Annotated in this window: 16 protein-coding genes; 3 read left to right on the top strand and 13 right to left on the bottom strand. The window is 60.9% G+C overall.

What is annotated here, in order from left to right; translation table 11 throughout:
* Positions 1-18: 18 nt before the first annotated feature.
* The 13 genes from lpxB to pyrH form a co-directional block, all read right to left on the bottom strand.
* A complete protein-coding gene (lpxB, locus tag Q7V03_RS09840) occupies positions 19-1,158 on the bottom strand; it encodes a lipid-A-disaccharide synthase (protein WP_304925424.1) in 1,140 nt (379 codons plus the stop codon).
* Positions 1,146-1,940, bottom strand: a complete 795-nt coding sequence (locus tag Q7V03_RS09835) for an LpxI family protein (protein WP_304925423.1) — start codon at positions 1,938-1,940, stop codon at positions 1,146-1,148. The genes lpxB and Q7V03_RS09835 overlap by 13 nt, the downstream gene beginning before the upstream one ends.
* Positions 1,937-2,734 carry an acyl-ACP--UDP-N-acetylglucosamine O-acyltransferase gene (gene lpxA, locus Q7V03_RS09830; protein WP_304925422.1) on the bottom strand — a complete coding sequence of 266 codons (798 nt, stop codon included), beginning with the start codon at positions 2,732-2,734 and terminating at the stop codon, positions 1,937-1,939. The genes Q7V03_RS09835 and lpxA overlap by 4 nt, the downstream gene beginning before the upstream one ends.
* Positions 2,735-2,736: 2 nt before the next feature.
* Positions 2,737-3,222 carry a 3-hydroxyacyl-ACP dehydratase FabZ gene (fabZ, locus tag Q7V03_RS09825; protein ID WP_304925421.1) on the bottom strand — a complete coding sequence of 162 codons (486 nt, stop codon included), beginning with the start codon at positions 3,220-3,222 and terminating at the stop codon, positions 2,737-2,739.
* 88 nt (positions 3,223-3,310) lie between these two features.
* Positions 3,311-3,898 (bottom strand): OmpH family outer membrane protein, encoded by a 588-nt coding sequence (locus Q7V03_RS09820; protein ID WP_304925420.1) that lies wholly within the window; start codon positions 3,896-3,898, stop codon positions 3,311-3,313.
* Complete coding sequence (gene bamA, locus Q7V03_RS09815) at positions 3,898-6,222, bottom strand: outer membrane protein assembly factor BamA (RefSeq protein ID WP_304925419.1); 2,325 nt, start codon at positions 6,220-6,222, stop codon at positions 3,898-3,900. Before bamA ends, Q7V03_RS09820 begins: the two co-directional genes overlap by 1 nt.
* Before the next feature lie 127 nt (positions 6,223-6,349).
* Entirely contained in the window at positions 6,350-6,487 is a 138-nt protein-coding gene (locus Q7V03_RS09810; protein WP_304925418.1) for a hypothetical protein, read from the bottom strand.
* 97 nt (positions 6,488-6,584) lie between these two features.
* Positions 6,585-7,922, bottom strand: coding sequence for an RIP metalloprotease RseP (gene rseP, locus Q7V03_RS09805; RefSeq protein ID WP_304925417.1), 1,338 nt, complete (start codon positions 7,920-7,922; stop codon positions 6,585-6,587).
* Position 7,923: 1 nt separating this feature from the next.
* Positions 7,924-9,105 carry a 1-deoxy-D-xylulose-5-phosphate reductoisomerase gene (dxr, locus tag Q7V03_RS09800; protein ID WP_304925416.1) on the bottom strand — a complete coding sequence of 394 codons (1,182 nt, stop codon included), beginning with the start codon at positions 9,103-9,105 and terminating at the stop codon, positions 7,924-7,926.
* Positions 9,106-9,897: a phosphatidate cytidylyltransferase gene (locus tag Q7V03_RS09795; protein WP_304925415.1), complete on the bottom strand. Its 792-nt coding sequence runs from the start codon at positions 9,895-9,897 to the stop codon at positions 9,106-9,108.
* Complete coding sequence (gene uppS / locus Q7V03_RS09790; RefSeq protein ID WP_370651101.1) at positions 9,894-10,571, bottom strand: polyprenyl diphosphate synthase; 678 nt, start codon at positions 10,569-10,571, stop codon at positions 9,894-9,896. Before uppS ends, Q7V03_RS09795 begins: the two co-directional genes overlap by 4 nt.
* 142 nt (positions 10,572-10,713) lie before the next feature.
* On the bottom strand, positions 10,714-11,277 hold the full coding sequence (gene frr, locus Q7V03_RS09785) for a ribosome recycling factor (protein WP_304925413.1): 564 nt from the start codon (positions 11,275-11,277) through the stop codon (positions 10,714-10,716).
* 134 nt (positions 11,278-11,411) lie between these two features.
* On the bottom strand, positions 11,412-12,143 hold the full coding sequence (pyrH, locus tag Q7V03_RS09780) for a UMP kinase (protein ID WP_304925412.1): 732 nt from the start codon (positions 12,141-12,143) through the stop codon (positions 11,412-11,414).
* Positions 12,144-12,339: 196 nt separating this feature from the next.
* On the opposite strand from pyrH, the gene miaA reads away from it, so the two are divergent.
* The 3 genes from miaA to Q7V03_RS09765 all read left to right on the top strand — a co-directional run bounded on the left by miaA (position 12,340) and on the right by Q7V03_RS09765 (position 16,267).
* On the top strand, positions 12,340-13,200 hold the full coding sequence (gene miaA, locus Q7V03_RS09775) for a tRNA (adenosine(37)-N6)-dimethylallyltransferase MiaA (protein ID WP_304925411.1): 861 nt from the start codon (positions 12,340-12,342) through the stop codon (positions 13,198-13,200).
* 141 nt (positions 13,201-13,341) lie between these two features.
* On the top strand, positions 13,342-14,190 hold the full coding sequence (locus Q7V03_RS09770) for an AraC family transcriptional regulator (RefSeq protein ID WP_304925410.1): 849 nt from the start codon (positions 13,342-13,344) through the stop codon (positions 14,188-14,190).
* A gap of 382 nt (positions 14,191-14,572) precedes the next feature.
* On the top strand, positions 14,573-16,267 hold the full coding sequence (locus tag Q7V03_RS09765) for an ABC transporter substrate-binding protein (protein WP_304925409.1): 1,695 nt from the start codon (positions 14,573-14,575) through the stop codon (positions 16,265-16,267).
* The last annotated feature ends 105 nt before the right edge of the window (positions 16,268-16,372 follow it).

Here is a 16,372-nt window from a genome sequence, read left to right as displayed (position 1 = left end):
GCAAATTTTAATTAAAGTTTAGAGAATTTGGCCCGGCAGGGCGGCGAGGACGGATTTTGCCGCGCGCAGGCCGGGGGGCTCGAACCCCTGCCCCAAGCGTTGCATGGTGAGGTGCATAGCGGCGTCTTGGCTGTGCGGGTTTTCCAGAAGATTGACTAGGGCCGGGGCGATCAGGGCAGGCTTGCAGTTTTCGCCGATGAATTCGGGGACGGTGCGGGTCTCTGAGACGAGGTTGACCAAAGTTACAGTGTCAATCAGGGCGGCGCGGCGCATCAGCCAGAGCGTGAGCGGGTGCATGTCGTAGGCGATCACCATCGGGCAGTTGTTGGCCGCAAGTTCCAAGGACACAGTGCCAGAAGCGGCAATCGCCACATCTGCCGCAGCGAAGGCGGCGCGTTTCAGGGCGGGATCGGTGATGATCTGAGGTTGGATCGGCCATGTGGCGGTCAGGCTGCGCACCAGAGCTTCGACGCCGCGCACGGTGGGCAGGGCGACGCGGGCGTTGGGGTGTTGGGCTTTTATCAGGGCGAGAGTTTCACCGATCACCGGGGCGAGACGGGTGACTTCGCCTTTGCGCGAGCCGGGGAGGGTTAGGATCAATGGGCCTTGGCCTGCGAGTTGGGCGGCCTCCGTGGGCGTGGCGAGGGCTTCGGACACGACAGGGTGACCGACGAAATCGCAGGTCATGCCTGCGGCGGTCATATAGGGCGGCTCGAACGGCAGCAAAGCGAGGACGTGGTCGATGACTTTCGCCATTTTGGCGGCGCGACCGGGGCGCCATGCCCAGACCGAAGGCGCGACGTAGTGGATGGTGCGCAGGGTCGGATTGGCGGCTTTGACAATCTTTGCGACGCGCAGGCAGAAGTCGGGGGAGTCTATGGTGATCATCGCCGACGGGTTTGCGGTCAACGCGGCAGCGGCGGTTTCACGGATGCGGCGTTTGAGGTGGAAATACTTCGGCAGCACTTCCGCGATGCCCATGATCGAAAGTTCTTCCATCGGGAACAGGCTGTTAAGGCCTTCGGCCTGCATCAACGGGCCGCCAACGCCTTGGAATTGTACATCGGGGTGCAGGGTTTTCAGCCCTGCCATCAGCGCCGCGCCAAGGCGATCACCAGAGGGTTCGCCTGCGATCAGGAACAGGCTTAGCGCGCCCATAGCAACAGGCCGTTTGCCTGTGCCGCCGTGATCATGGCGGCCAGATCAAGGCAGATCACCGAGCCTGCCTGGAAGGCGATGCCAGACAGGCCAGCCTCGGCCGCAAGGCGGATGGTTTGCACGCCGATGGTGGGCAGATCAATGCGGCGGTCTTGGCCGGGTTTGGCGGCTTTATAATAGAGGCCGCCTTTCGGGCGCAGGTTGGCTGCGATTTGGCTAAGGCTTACGAGCATGGCATCGGTGCCGGGCAGCGCCTCGACCGCGAGGCAAAGGCCTTGGGCCACGACGCAGCCCTGCCCGACATCAACCGCACCAAGGGCGGCGGTGATGGCTTCGGCGCGGGCGGCGTCGGATTCATGCTGGGGGGTAAGGGTTCCGGCAAGCACGCCTGCGGCGGGCAGCAGTGCGGGGGCGATGGCTTCGACGCCTACCACCGCAAAGCCCGCTTCCTCGAAGATCGCGATGACTTCGCGCAGGGTGGCGTCGTCTCCGGCTTGCATGGCGGCGAGCAGGCGCGGCACCATTTGCGCGGTTTGCGGATCAAACAGCGAAGGGTCTAGGCGGGGACGCTGCACGGCGCCTGCGAAGATCACTTGGGCGATGCCTTGGTCTTCCAAGCTGCGCAGGAATAGAGCGAGGCGTTCGACGCGAAAGATCTGATCGACCTCTAGGCCTTCGGGCGCGAAACCGTCCAGCGCGCAGATCATCGGGCGATCTGGCAGCACGGCCACCAAAGCAGCGGGCAAAGCACCCTGCCCGGCGATGATCGCAAGCTTGCTCATTTTGGCGTCAGGAACGAACGGTCGGTGGCGGAGAGAATGAAATCGGTCATCTCACGCACGTAATCGCTGTCGGTTTCTTCTGCCAGACGGCGGGCGCGGTCAAGGAACGAGCCCTCGCCTTGGGCCAAAGCCTGATAGGCGGCGCGCATGGCGGAAATATCGCTGCGCTCGACGCCGCGCCGTTTCAGGCCAACGAGGTTCAAACCGTCAAGGACGCCGCGCGGGCCTTGCACGAGGCCATAGGGGAGGACGTCATTGGTGACCATGGTGACCGCGCCAATGATCGCACCCCGGCCGATGCGCACCCATTGGTGGATGCCCGACAGCCCGCCGATGATCACATCGTCACCGATATGGCAGTGCCCCGCGATGGCAACTTGGTTGGCGAGCACGATGCGGTTTCCAAGCTGCGCGTCGTGGCCGATATGCGCGCCTGTCATCAACAGGCAATCATCGCCGATGCGGGTGATGCCACCGCCGCCCGCCGTGCCGGTGTTCAAGGTGGCACCTTCGCGGATTTTGCAGCGTGCCCCGACGATCAGCCGGGTACGCTCGCCGTTGAATTTCAGGTCTTGCGGCACTTCGCCGACACAGGCGAAGGGGAAAATCGTGGTGCCTTCGCCGATCTCGGTCCAACCCGTCACCACGGCATGCGATTTCACGGTGACGCCGCGGGCCAGTGTCACCTCGGCCCCGATCAGTGCGAAGGGGCCGATGAAGCAATCGGGGCCAATCGTGGCCCCCTCTTCGACAAAGGCCGAGGGGTGGACAAGGGCGGTTCCGTGAATGGACATGCTTAGGCTTTCTTTGGCACGTCGAACATCGCCATGAATTCGGCCTCGCAGGCGAGTTCGCCATCGACCATGGCGCGACCGGAGAATTTCCACACCCGACCGCCGCCGCGTAAAGCGGTGACATGCAGTTCCATCACATCACCGGGCACAACCTTGCGGCGGAATTTCACTGCATCGACGCCCATGAAGAACACGGTGGCGTTTTTATCGACCAGATCCATCGACAGGCCGACGAGGATGCCAGAGGTCTGCGCCATGGCTTCAATGATCATCACGCCGGGGAAGATCGGCATTCCGGGGAAATGGCCTTGGAACTGCGGTTCGTTGAAGGTGACGTTCTTGATGCCGATGCAGGATTTGTTCGGGTAGATGTCGCGCACCTTGTCGACCAGCAGGAACGGGTAGCGGTGCGGAATGATGCGCTGAATCAGTGCGAGGTCAGCGGACAGCGGGGCTGCGGGTTGGTCGGGCGTGGGCTGGTCGGTCATGGGTTCTCCGAGGGTGCGGCCCTCTTGGCGGGGCATGTGATCTGACTAGCGAAAACCGCCGGGTGAAACAAGCCTGCGGCCGTACGGCTTAGGGCGCAGGGGCCGGGGGAATCGGGGCTGCGGGTGTGGGGTCCGCTGGTTTGCTGCCATCACCCAGCCTGGTGTCGATGCGGGCGATCACCTCTTTGGTGATGTCGATCGAACCAAGGCTGACCACGATGGCGGATTTATCCAGGATGGCGACAGCACCCCGTTCCACCATGTAATCGCCCAAGATCGGGGCGACGGCCTGAAAGAACGCCTGCCTGTCCGCGTCACGCGACTTGGCAAGTTCGGTGGATTTGACGTCTTGGGCTTTACGTAAGTCATTGGCTTTGGTGTCAAATGCTTCGGCCAAGGGGCGGAAATCTTGCGCGGTCATCGTGGTGCGTTTGGTGGTCAGGTCGCGTTCTTCTGCCTCAAGCGCCGCGTCGATCTTGCGGTTTTCGGCGAGCAGAGCGGCGGATTCGGACTCAAACTTGGCTTGCAGGGCGCGGCCGTATTGGGTGCCGAGATACAACTGATCCTGATCCAGCGTCACGATGGCGGTTTTTTGCACCACACTTTGCGCCGTTGAGGCCTGTGGGAACATGCCAAGCAGCAGCGCCAAAGCCAGCCCTGCCGCCTGCCGTTGCATCAGAATTTCGTCGCGATGGTCAGATCGAAGCTTTGCTCTTCGTCATAGCTTTCTTTCTTGATCGCATTCGAGAAGTTAAACCGCAACGGGCCGATTGGCGTGGTCCACAGGATCGAAACACCGACGGCGGCACGCAGATGGGCGCTGTCGTCGACGCCGTCAGGGTTGCTGTCGAGGCCCCAGACCGAGCCCATGTCGTAGAACACACCGCCTGTGATGCCGTATTCTTCTGGCAGGCCCAGCGGGAATTCGGCCTCTAGCTTCATGGTGGCGTAGAAATTGCCGCCCAAAGCATCGCCTGCCGCCGTTCGCGGGCCGATGCCGTTGGTGTCAAAGCCGCGCATCTTGCCGTTGGCAAAGTAACGGTCGGTGACGCGGGTGTCGTAGCCGCCAAAGCTGTTGGTCGCACCACCTTCAAACACCGCGCGCAGGGTGACGTCTTCGTTGAACACTTTGGTTTCCGCCACGGCCAGCGCGGTGGTCTCGACATATTTTGCATCGCCGCCCAGACCGACAAAATCTTGCCCAAAGCGGAACAATAGGCTGCTTTTCGGGTTCAGCCCGGTGACGCGGTTGTCGAACGTGTAGCTATAGCCCAGACCCGAGCCGAATTCAGCGCCACGCTCGCCCTCGGCGATCAGCAACGCAGAGGTCGAAGTCACATCCTTCACCGTGTCCTGAAACGCCTTATAGCGCAATTCCAGCCGCGATTGCTCGGAAATCGGGAATTCAAGCCCGGTGCTGATCCCGACCGCGCGGGTGTCATAAAGCGCACTGGCGTTGTTGGTCTCGTTATACGAGACGCCCAGTTTCAGCTTTAGATCGCGGCCAAGCAAAGCCGGTTCTACAAACGAGATGCCGCTGTCTTTTGTATCCGAAGCGGTCGAGATATTGACCGCAAAAGCCTGCCCGCGCCCCAAGAAGTTGGTTTCCGAGAAGCCAACGTTCAGGCCCAAACCAGAGGTGGTGCCAAAGCTTGCGCCAAAGCTGATCGAGCCGGTCGGTTTTTCTTCGAGATCGACGTTGACGACGATTTCATCGGGGTTGCTGCCGGGTTTGGCATCGACCTTGGCATCGGTGAAGAAGCCAAGCGCGCGAATACGCTCAGCCGCCTGACGGATTTCACGCGGGTTGAAGGGGTCGCCTTCGACCGTGCGGAACTGGCGGCGCACCACTTGGTCGAGTGTCGTGGTATTGCCTTCAATATCAATGCGTTCAACGAAGACCTTCTGACCGCGCTTGATGACATATTCGACGTCCAAAGTCTGGCCACGCTCATTGCGGATCAGACGCGGCTCGACGCTGACAAAGTTGAGGCCCTTGCGGAGCGCCAGATTTTCCATCCGGGCGATGTTGTTTTCAATGATCGAGGGCGAATAGGTGACGCCCGAACGCATCTTTTGCACAGCGGCAAATTCGGCGGCATCAACGCCTTCGACTTCGGACACCGTGCTGACGCGACCGATCTTCCAGCTTTGGCCTTCTTTAACGGTATAGGTCACGAAGGTCGCATCGCGTTCGCGCGAAAGTTGGCCCGTGGCGTCAACCACTTGCACGTCGATGTAACCACGCGACATATAGAAATCGCGCAGCATTTGCTTGTCGACTTCCAGCCGTTCCGGCACGAACGTATCGGATTTGATCAACTGACGCAGGAACCCTGCTTGCTTGGTTTGCAGCACTTGTTTCAGGCGGCGATCGCTGAACGAGCGGTTGCCGACAAAGGAAATGCCTTCGTTTTCAACAACTTTGCCTTCGGTGATCTCAAACACCAGATCGACGCGGTTGTCCGAGCGGCGGATGATTTTCGGGTCAACCGTGGCGGCCAGACGGCCCTGCACCCGGTAGGCTTCCGAGATTTGCGCCGCATCTGCCTCGGCCTGCGCCGGGTTATAGACCAGCCGCGATTTCGATTTGACCAGTTCGGTCAGCTTTTCATCTTTGACCAGCTTGTTGCCCTGAAAGTCGACAACGTTCAGCATCGGCAGCTCTTTGACCTTGATCAACAAGGTGCCGCCCTGTGGCAAAAGATCAACAGTTTCGAACAAACCTGAGGCAAAAATCCGCTGATAGGCGTCGTTCAACTGCCCGGATTGCAAAGTCTCACCGCGGGCGATTCCCGCGTATTTCAGGATGGTGGCGGCATCGACGCGGGTGTTGCCTTCCACGGTGACGCTGCTGAAGCTGTAGCTTTCAGCATGGGCGCGGGTGAGGAACGGTTCAGAAACCATTGCGCTGGAAAGCAGAATTGCAAGCAGTGTCGGGCGTAAGGCACCCCGGAGCATACCCTTGCGCGTGATACCTGCGCTTGCTGTTTCCCGCATGAGCCGCTCCTGAATACACTAAATCCTGTGCATCTGACTACCTGTAACCGCAAGCAATGTCAAAAGGATGGCCGGGAAAATCGTAAGCTTTTGCTGATAATCTGGGCGGGCGTTTGGTCGTAGCGGATCAGGGCTGAACCAATACAGTGCCAAGGAAGGCACCCGCCAGCAGGCCGACCACCACAGTGCCGATGGTGAACAGGCGATCCCAGTTCAACCAAACCAGAAGCGACAGGCCTTTATAGCTTTTCATCACGGCTTGCATGGTCTTGCCCTTTCCGCATCACACGATGGGAAAAACCTACGCCGGGAATGTGGCAGCACTGTGGCTGGGGTCGTTTACCAGCGCTGTTCATCCGGCCTTATTTGCAGGTGAAATCATTGCCCAAAGCGAAGAACATGAAGCTGAGCACGGCCATAAGCCCGATCAGCATCAGGATATTCATCACGCCGGGTGCCGGCGGGCGGCGGAACACCGCCTCGTAGGCGAAAAACACCAGATGGCCGCCATCGAGCACCGGGATCGGAAACAGATTGAGCAAGCCAATGCCCAGCGACATCATGCCGAGATAACCGATGAACTGCACGAGCCCTTGGCGGGCGGCGTCGCCCATCACCTCGGCCATACCGACCGGGCCCGACAGGTTGCAGGTGCTGATCTGGCCGGTGACGATGTGCCACAGCCCGGACAGCGAGGATTTCGCGGTGAAATAGGCTTGATCGACGGCAAGGGTGACGGTTTCCCAAGGCCCCGGCTGGCGGGTTTGCGGCTGAAACAACATGCCGCCCGACAGGCCGATCATCCAGCGTGTCTCAAACCCACCGCCATCTTTCGGCAGATCGCGGCGGTTGGGCGACAGCGTCAGGTCGAGGATTTCGCCCGCACGCCAGATTTTCAGCGCGATGGGTTGGCCTTGCGTCGCCTCGACCAAAGCGGGAAGCTGGCTGAAGGCGGTGACATCCTGGCCCGCGGCTTGGATGATCACGTCGCCGACTTGGATGCCCGCGTCACCGCCGGCGTTGCGCGGCATCACCGCCCCCACCATCGGCAGAAACGGATGCGCGCCTTGCACGTCAAGCGTTTGGCCACCCCGTTCAATGCTGTAGGTGACGGTGGCAGCGGCGGGCAATGCGTTGGCGGTGGTGGCGAACGTTTCAATATCCGGCGTCGCGGTGCCATTCAGCGCCACAATCTGATCGCCGGGTTGGATGGTCTGGCCGACAAAGGGCGAGGCATTGACGCGGCCCACCACGGGGACATCAGTAGCAACCCCGGTGTAGGTGATCAGGCCGATGAACACGATCAGGGCGAGGATGAAGTTGAAGATCGGGCCTGCTGCCACGGTCGCGGCACGGGCCCACAGCGGCGCGCCCGTCATGGTGTGGCGGCGTTCTTCGGCGGAAAGCCCCCTGAGAGCCGCCTGATCGGGGGCCGAGGCTGCGTCTTTGTCGCCCAAAAATTTCACATAGCCGCCGATGGGAAGCGCTGCGATCTGCCATTTGGTGCCGCGTTTGTCGACGCGGGAATAGACCACCGGGCCGAAGCCCAAGCTGAACACCTCGGCATGGATGCCTGACCAGCGGCCAACGATGTAATGGCCGTATTCATGCACCGCCACGATCACCGCCACCGCGACGATGAAGAACAGGCCCGACCAAACCGCACCGCCAAATGACGCCGCAAAGCTGCTGAAATCCACGCTAGCTGCCCTTTATCCTTTTCACCGCCTCGGCGGCCTTGATCCGTGCCAGATGATCCATTTGCAGCACATCCTCAAGGGTGAGGGCGGCATTTCCAAGGCTGCAATCGGACGAAACACGGTTAAGTGTAGCCTCAACTACGGCAGCCATCTGCATGAAACCAAGCTCGCCCGCGATGAAATGATCCAAGGCGATCTCTTTGGCGGCGTTGAAGGCAGCGCCAGCAAGGCCACGGATCGCCATCACCTCGCGTGCCAGACGCAGCGCAGGAAAGCGGGTCTCATCGGGGGCGCGGAAGGTCAGACCGCCCAAAGCGGCAAGGTCCAGACGCGCCACGGGCAGGGTTTGGCGGTGCGGCCAATGCAGGGCATAGCCAATGGGGTGGCGCATATCGGGCGCGCCCAGATGTGCCATCACCGCGCCATCACGGAAACCAACCAGCGAGTGGATGATCGACTCGGGGTGGATGATCACCTCGATCTGATCAGGCTCTACGCCGAAAAACTCACGGGTTTCAATGACTTCCAAGGCTTTGTTAAACATCGAAGCCGAGTCGATGGTGATGCGTGCGCCCATAGACCAGTTCGGATGCGCGAGGGCTTCGGTGACGGTTGCCCCCGCCAGACGCGCCATCGGCCAATCGCGCAGCGCGCCACCCGAGGCGGTCAGGATGATACGCTCTACCGCCGCCATATCCTCGCCCACCAAGGCCTGAAAGATTGCGGAGTGTTCGCTATCGACGGGCAGCACCGTGGCCTCGTTCGCCGCCGCCGTCGCCATCAGCAACTGGCCTGCGGTGACAAGGCTTTCCTTGTTCGCCAGCGCCAGCTTGCCGCCGTGGCGCAAGGCGCGCATCCCCGGCACAAGGCCAGCAGCACCGACAATCGCGCTCATCACCCAATCGGCGGGGCGGTCGGCGGCGTCATGCACGGCTTGGGTGCCTGCGGCCACGGCAATACCGGTGCCCGCCAAAGCGTCACGCAGGGCGGGCAGACAGTCATCAAACGCCGTCACGGCGATCTCGGCGCGCAGGGCAATCGCCATCTGCGCCAAGCGCGCCACATTGCGCCCGCCTGTCAAAGCAACGGTGCGGTAGGCGTCCGCCCCGCCCTCGCGCATCAGCAGATCAAATGTGCTTTCGCCGACCGATCCAGTGGCACCGAAAACCGAAATCGAGCGCATCTAGCCCCCAATCGGCAGGTCAAACAGCCGCGTCAGCAGCATCACCAGCACCATTGCCCCGGTCAGCGCGTCAAACCGATCCAGCACGCCGCCATGGCCGGGGATCAGAGTAGAGCTGTCTTTCGCGCCAACCCGGCGTTTCAGCCAGCTTTCCACAATATCCCCCATCTGGCCTGCGAAGGCGACAAAAGGAGACAACACAATCAGCCAGACGCTGCCGTACCCAGCCACAACGAAGCAAGCGCCCAAAACCGCAGCGCCAATCCAGCCCGCAATCGTGCCGGACCACGTTTTCTTCGGGCTGATTGCGGGCCAGAACTTTGGCCCACCCAAGATGCGTCCGGCAAAATAGCCCATCACATCCGAGACAATCACCACGCCCAAAAGCCAGAGGAAGGCGATGATTCCCGCCTCATCGCGCAACACGAACAGACCGTGTCCTGAAACCAGAATGGCCACCGAAATCGCCGCAACCGCCTTTTGCTGGCGGCGCGGTGTGGCCATGAAGGCCAAAGGCACCAGCGGGAACACGATCCACGCCGAGAGCGACGGCCAGCCTTCATCCGCGATCATGCACAGGGCGGCAAGTGCTGCGATGGCAAGGGCCATGCGGGGTTCAGCGGGCTGCGACAGCCGGGCGAGTTCCCAGATCATCACCGCCGTCAGCAGCGTGATCAGGATGAGAAACCACCAGCCGCCCAGCCAAATTTCTACTGCGCCGACTGCCAGCATCACCGCCGCCGAAATCACGCGGGGCTTCAGATCGCCCCATTGTGCGGATTGCAGGCTCATGCCGTGGCCACGCCGCCAAAACGGCGATCCCGATGACCAAAGCGGGCAAGGATGGCGACCAACTCTTCGATGGTGAAATCGGGCCACAGGGTTTCGGTGAATTCATATTCAGCATAGGCGGCCTGCCATGGCAGGAAATTCGAGGTCCGGGTCTCGCCCGAGGTGCGGATCACCAGATCGGGGTCGGGCAGACCTTTGGTATCAAGGTGTTGGCTGATCATCGCATCGCTGATCTGGGCGGGGTCGATGCGGCCAGCGGCAGCCTCGGACGCCAGATGACGGACGGTGCGGGTGATCTCATCGCGGCCGCCATAATTGATCGCGACGGTCAGGTTCAGGCGGGTGAGGTTGGCGGTGCGGTCCTCTATCCCGGTCATCAAGCGTTGCAGTTTGGCGTCAAGCTTGCTGCGGTCGCCAATGAAGCGCATCCGCACACCGTCAGCCGCCAGACGATCGGCCTCACGTTCGATGTAGCGGGCAAAAATCGACATCAAGCCAAGGACTTCTTCGGTGGAGCGTTTCCAATTCTCGGTGGAAAACGCATAGATCGTCAGCCATTGGATGCCAATTTCGGGGGCGGCGCGGACGATCTGCTTGACTCGCTCGGCCCCTTTGCGGTGACCGACAAGACGCGGCCAACCGCGATTGGTGGCCCAGCGGCCGTTGCCATCCATGATGATGGCGACATGTGCTGCGTCGCGGGTCTTTGTGTCGGATTTATCGCCCAAGGACCGCGCCCTACCTTGTGAAGTCGCCCGAATATGGGCTGGAAATTTGTACAGAATGTGGCGCGCAGTTGGCCTGCGCGCCAAGGCGTTAAACCTGCATGATCTCGGCTTGTTTGTGTTCCAGCGCCCGGTCAACCGCGAGGATGGCTTTGTCGGTCAGCACTTGCACCTCGTCCGACCACATCTTTTGGTCATCCTCGCCCATGCCAGCGGCTTTGGCTTTCTTGATCTGATCCATGCCGTCGCGGCGGACGTTGCGGATCGAGACTTTGGTGTTCTCGGCATAGCCTGCGGCGACTTTGGACAGCTGCTTGCGGCGTTCTTCGTTCAACTCGGGAATCGGCAGCCGGATCAGCGGGCCGTCGGTGACCGGGTTGATGCCGATGCCAGATTCGCGGATGGCTTTTTCGACCTTGGAAATCATCGCCTTATCCCAGACGTTGATCACCACCATGCGGGGTTCCGGCACGTTGACGGTGCCCAACTGGTTGATCGGGGTCATCTGGCCGTAGGCATCGACCATGATCGGCTCGACAATCGAGGCCGAAGCGCGGCCAGTGCGCAGGCTGGCGAATTCCACCTTCAGGGAGTTCATCGCACCGTCCATCCGGCGCTGGATCGCGTCGAGGTCAATTTCTAGATCGTCCGACATAGGGTCTTCCTTCGTGTCTTCTTGCCCAAACCAAGGCTTTTGCCGTTCTATAACAGCAAGTGGTTTGGCAGGTATAGGGTTTTGGCGCAGGCGCGGTGGGTTTCCCCCCCCACCACCTTTTGGTCAAGCCGGATTCAGCCATGCACCCGTGTGTAGGTGCCCTGCCCCGCCAGAATGCCCTTGAAACCGCCGGGCTCATCCAAGCTGAACACGATGATCGGCAGGTCGTTGTCGCGGGCCAAGGCGATGGCGGATGCATCCATCACGCCAAGGTGCTTTTGCAGCACCTCATCGTAGGTCACGTTGTCATAGCGTTTGGCATCGGGGTATTTCTTGGGGTCTTTGTCATAGACGCCATCGACCTTGGTGCCTTTGAAGATCGCCTCGCAGGCCATTTCATTGGCGCGCAAAGTAGCCGCGGTGTCGGTGGTGAAATAAGGATTCCCCGTTCCAGCCGCAAAGATGCAGACGCGCTTTTTCTCAAGGTGGCGCACGGCGCGGCGGCGGATATAGGGCTCGCAGACCTGATCCATCGGGATGGCGGATACCACGCGGGTGAACACGCCGATCGATTCGAGCGCGGACTGCATCGCAAGCGCGTTCATCACGGTGGCGAGCATGCCCATATAATCGGCGGTGGTGCGCTCCATGCCTTGGGCAGAGCCTGCCAGACCGCGGAAAATGTTGCCGCCGCCGATCACCATGCAGATCTCGACGCCCAGATCGCGGACAGATTTCACTTCCTCGGCGATGCGCTGCACGGTGGGCGGGTGCAGGCCATAGCCTTGGTCGCCCATCAGCGCCTCACCGGAGATTTTCAGCATGACCCGCTTGTAGGTCACTTTTGGCTCGCTGCGGTGAGACATGGGGTATCCTTGGTTTAAGGGCAGGAATGGACGGGCTGGATTGACTGGCGGCTAAAATGTCGCAAAACGGGGGCAGGTTCAACGGGGGAAGCGACATGAGGCGTCGGTTTGCTGCGCTGGACGCTTGGGGGTTTCACCCCCTCAAACCGCTGCGGAGTATTTATGCCAATGTGAAAGGGCTGACGTGGGTTTTGATTTGAGCCGAATTTCGCGCGAGGCTCCGGTGTTGATTGCCGGGCCTACGGCGAGTGGCAAATCGGCTTTGGCGCTGGAACTTGCGGCACGGGATGGCCGCGTGGTGGTCAATGCCGATGCGTTGCAGGTGTATGGCTGCTGGCGGGTGCTGTCGGCGCGGCCATCGCTGGCGGATGAGGCGGTGGCAAGCCATGCGCTTTATGGCCATGTGGCGCGCGATCAGGCCTATTCTGTGGGGCATTGGCTGCGGGAAGTGCAAGCGCTGCTGGATCGCCCGGTGGTGATTGTCGGCGGCACGGGCCTTTATTTCAGCGCTTTGACCGAAGGGTTAAGTGATATCCCCGCGACTCCGGTGGCGGTGCGGGCGCTGGCGGATCAGCGGTTGGCGGCGGAGGGCATTGCGGCACTGCTGTGCGAGTTGGACGCAGATACTTCGGCGCGGATTGATCCGTTGAACCCCGCTCGCGTGCAGCGGGCTTGGGAGGTGCAGGCGAGCACCGGGCGAGGTTTGGCCGCGTGGCAGGATGCAACCGGGCCTGCGATCTTGCCGCTTGCGGGCGTCGAGGCGCTGGTGATCCGGCCCGATGTGGCTTGGCTCGATGCCCGAATCGCGCGGCGGTTCGCCGGGATGCTGGCCGAGGGCGCGCTGGACGAGGTGCGCGCCACCCTGCCCCACTGGCAGCCTGCGCAGGCTTGGGCGAAAGCGATTGGCGCGCCAGAGTTGGTGGCCCATTTGCGTGGCGAGATCGGGCTGAGTGAGGCCGCCGAGGCCGCGACTTTGGCTAGCCGCCAATATGCCAAACGGCAGCGCACTTGGTTCCGGTCGCGGATGAAACACTGGCGCGAAATCACCCTGCCCTAGGCGCTTGGCTTTCGCCCACAGAGTTCTCCACAGCTTTCCGCGCGCCCTGTGGATAACTTTCGCCGTCAGCCATCTTTTTGCTTTGGTTGTCTTGCAACCCTCGGCTACATGTTGGAAAAATACAAATGCAGGCAGCGCATCATGAAGACCTCCCCGCCCAAGACTGACCTCAAGACTCTCCCGAAATCTGCCGCGAAATCTGGCCCCGATACCGATCAAATGCGGCTGGTCGCGATTCCGCGTCTGGCGGCGGGCGGGCGTTGGCGGGTCGAGGCGATGCGATCGTTGTCGGAGGGCTGTTTTTTGTGGTTCACCAAGGGCCAAGGCCGCATCACCATCGCAGGCCAGACCCGAGGCTATACCGCCAACAATGCGATCTATATTCCGCCCGGCGTGATGCATGGCTTTGAAGTTGGCCCACAAGTGTTTGGCACGGCGGTGTTTTTCGGCAAAAACTCGACCGTCACATTGCCCGACGAGCCGCAACATTTGCGCATCCGCGAAGTGCATGCACAACAAGAGGTCAATGTCATGCTGGACATGATCCAGCGTGAGATGGACAGCGACACCCCGGCGCATGATCGCGCGACGCGGCATTATCTTGGGTTGTTGGGGGTTTGGATTGAACGCCAAGCCAGCAAAGCCAGCACAGAGACCCCGCGCCCGGATGCGGCCAAACGCTTGGTCGGACGCTTCACCGCGCTGCTGGAGAAAGAATTTCGCCGTGGCCGCGGCGTGGGCGAGCTTGCCTGCGATCTGGGCGTCACCGCCACCCATCTGACGCGCTGCTGCCGCGAGACGTGCGGGCGCTCGGCGATTGATCTGTTGCAGGATCGCCGGATCTTTGAGGCGCGAAAATTGCTGACGGAAACCACGCTGCCTGTGGGGCAAATCGGCGCCAGCCTTGGCTTTACCTCGCCTGCCTATTTCACCCGCGCGTTTGCCCATCTGACCGGGTCTTCGCCAAGTGCGTTTCGCCGCGCGGTCTAATCGAATCGCAGCACCGCAGGCACAGCCAGAGCATTTACAACGATTCGTCCGCAATGGCGGACAACGTTCCGCACAGGGCGGAAATCGTGGCACACCATTGTATGCCGGGTGGATGTCAGGGCCATGTTGTATTTTGCAGCTGTTTGAACCCTGTTTCCGGCATGAAAATGTCGCTAACGTTATACTCAAGGGCGAATCAAGCCGTTGACGAATTGGCGGAAAAGGTGCCGAATGTGTGAGTGAAGCGTTATACTGCCATTGCGGAAGTTTCGGGTGCCCGTCGTGGGGATGGGCCACCGAAAGCCGCATCGGTTGCAGCGCAGCGCCAGAGTAGAAACGGCCAAAAAAACGTAAAGGCTTATAGCCTTACAGGGAGATACCGATGACCGATACCCGCACCACCGAGCGCGCCTTGCACCCGGCTGCTTACATGCATGCGCAAGAAGTTCAGGATGGCAAGTTGAGCCGTCGTGAGTTTTTGTCGCGCACCACCGCTTTGGGCGTTTCCGCCGCTGCGGCTTATGGCCTGCTCGGGCTGAAAGCCCCGGCAATGGCACAAGAAGCCAAGGTTGGCGGCATTCTGCGCTGCGCGATGGAAGTCAAAGCGCAGAAAGACCCGCGCACCGCGGATTGGCCGCAGATCGCCAACGTCTATCGCGGCTGGCTGGAATATCTGATCCAGTACAACGCCGACGGCAGCTTTGAAGGCCGCCTGCTGGACAGCTGGGAAGCCAATGCGGATGCCACCGAATACACCTTGAAGGTGCGTCAGGGCGTCAAGTGGAACAACGGCGACGCGTTCAGCGCCGATGATGTGGTGCGGATGTTTGGCCGCTGGACCGATGGTTCGGTTGAAGGCAACGCAATGGCCTCGCGCTTTGCGGGTCTGATCGAGTCGGTTGCTGCGAAGAACGCCGATGGCACCGACAAGATGGATGAAGCCGGCGCGGCTGTAATGGTCAGCAAACTGCGCGACGGCGCGGTAGTTAAAGTTGATGATGCCACCGTCAAGCTGGCAATGTCGATCCCGGACATTGCCGTTGTGGCCAACCTTGCCGACTATCCTGCGGCTGTTGTGCACAGCTCTTATGTTGACGGGTCTGACCCTGCGACCAACGCGATTGGCACCGGGCCTTACATCCCGCAAGAAGTCTCGGTTGGGCAAAAGGTTGTGCTGGTGCGCGCACCGAACCACACGTGGTGGGGTGGCATGGCTCCGCTGGATGAAGTCCACTACATCGACTTCGGCACCGATCCGTCTGCGATGGTCCAGTTGGCGTCTTCGGAAGAAATCGACACAAACTATGAGACCGTTGGCGATTTCATCGAGCAGATGGATGGTCTGGGCTGGAAGAAAATCGAAGCTGTCACCGCCTCGACCATCGTGGTGCGGATGAACTCGGCCAACGGAGATCTTTACAAAGATAAAGCCGTGCGTCAGGCGATCCAGAAAGCGGTTGATCCGAAAGTTGTGCTGGAACTGGGCTATAACGGTCTGGGCACCACCGCAGAAAACCACCACGCCTGCCCGATTCACCCGGAATACGCCCAGATCCCGGCGCAAGTGATCGATCCGGCTGGCCTGATGCCTGCGCTGAAAGCCGCTGGTCTGGACACGACAGAGTTTGAAATCATCTCGCTGGACGACGGCTTTGAAGCCGCCACCACCGATGCCGTCGCAGCCCAGCTGCGCGACGCAGGGGCGACTGTGAAGCGCACCGTGATGCCGGGCTCGACGTTCTGGAACGACTGGCAGAAATACCCGTTCTCCTCGACCACCTGGAACCACCGTCCGCTGGCCGTGCAGAACATGTCGCTGGCCTATACTTCGACCGGGTCGTGGAACGAATCCGGCATGGCGAACGCGGATTTCGATGCCGCAATGACCAAGGCTTTGTCGTTGGACAACGCCGATGCCCGCCGCGAAGTCATGGTGACGCTGGAGACGATCCTGCAAGACGAAGGCTATATCATCCAGCCGTACTGGCGCTCGCTGTTCCGCCACGCCAAGGAAGGTGTCAACGTCGACATGCACCCGTCGTTCGAGCATCACCACTACAAGTGGTCGCTGTCCTAAGCTGATCATGGTCCGGGCGCGCTCCGCGTGCCCGGACCTTCTCGTCCCGACTACACTCGACCCGGACTTATAAAAGACTGAACGCAGGCAACAACGCACAGTTAG

This window comes from Cypionkella sp., assembly GCF_030652235.1.
Lineage (GTDB): Bacteria > Pseudomonadota > Alphaproteobacteria > Rhodobacterales > Rhodobacteraceae > Cypionkella.
This window is presented reverse-complemented; position numbering and strand designations above follow the sequence as displayed.

Excerpts from the sequence above, each read along its gene's own strand:
- lpxB (WP_304925424.1), bottom strand. The coding sequence starts at position 1,158 with ATGGGCGCGCTAAGCCTGTTCCTGATCGCAGGCGAACCCTCTGGTGAT.
- Q7V03_RS09835 (WP_304925423.1), bottom strand. The coding sequence starts at position 1,940 with ATGAGCAAGCTTGCGATCATCGCCGGGCAGGGTGCTTTGCCCGCTGCT.
- lpxA (WP_304925422.1), bottom strand. The coding sequence starts at position 2,734 with ATGTCCATTCACGGAACCGCCCTTGTCCACCCCTCGGCCTTTGTCGAA.
- fabZ (WP_304925421.1), bottom strand. The coding sequence starts at position 3,222 with ATGACCGACCAGCCCACGCCCGACCAACCCGCAGCCCCGCTGTCCGCT.
- Q7V03_RS09820 (WP_304925420.1), bottom strand. The coding sequence starts at position 3,898 with ATGCAACGGCAGGCGGCAGGGCTGGCTTTGGCGCTGCTGCTTGGCATG.
- bamA (WP_304925419.1), bottom strand. The coding sequence starts at position 6,222 with ATGCGGGAAACAGCAAGCGCAGGTATCACGCGCAAGGGTATGCTCCGG.
- Q7V03_RS09810 (WP_304925418.1), bottom strand. The coding sequence starts at position 6,487 with ATGCAAGCCGTGATGAAAAGCTATAAAGGCCTGTCGCTTCTGGTTTGG.
- dxr (WP_304925416.1), bottom strand. The coding sequence starts at position 9,105 with ATGCGCTCGATTTCGGTTTTCGGTGCCACTGGATCGGTCGGCGAAAGC.
- Q7V03_RS09795 (WP_304925415.1), bottom strand. The coding sequence starts at position 9,897 with ATGAGCCTGCAATCCGCACAATGGGGCGATCTGAAGCCCCGCGTGATT.
- uppS (WP_370651101.1), bottom strand. The coding sequence starts at position 10,571 with ATGGATGGCAACGGCCGCTGGGCCACCAATCGCGGTTGGCCGCGTCTT.
- frr (WP_304925413.1), bottom strand. The coding sequence starts at position 11,277 with ATGTCGGACGATCTAGAAATTGACCTCGACGCGATCCAGCGCCGGATG.
- pyrH (WP_304925412.1), bottom strand. The coding sequence starts at position 12,143 with ATGTCTCACCGCAGCGAGCCAAAAGTGACCTACAAGCGGGTCATGCTG.
- Q7V03_RS09770 (WP_304925410.1), top strand. The coding sequence starts at position 13,342 with ATGAAGACCTCCCCGCCCAAGACTGACCTCAAGACTCTCCCGAAATCT.
- Q7V03_RS09765 (WP_304925409.1), top strand. The coding sequence starts at position 14,573 with ATGACCGATACCCGCACCACCGAGCGCGCCTTGCACCCGGCTGCTTAC.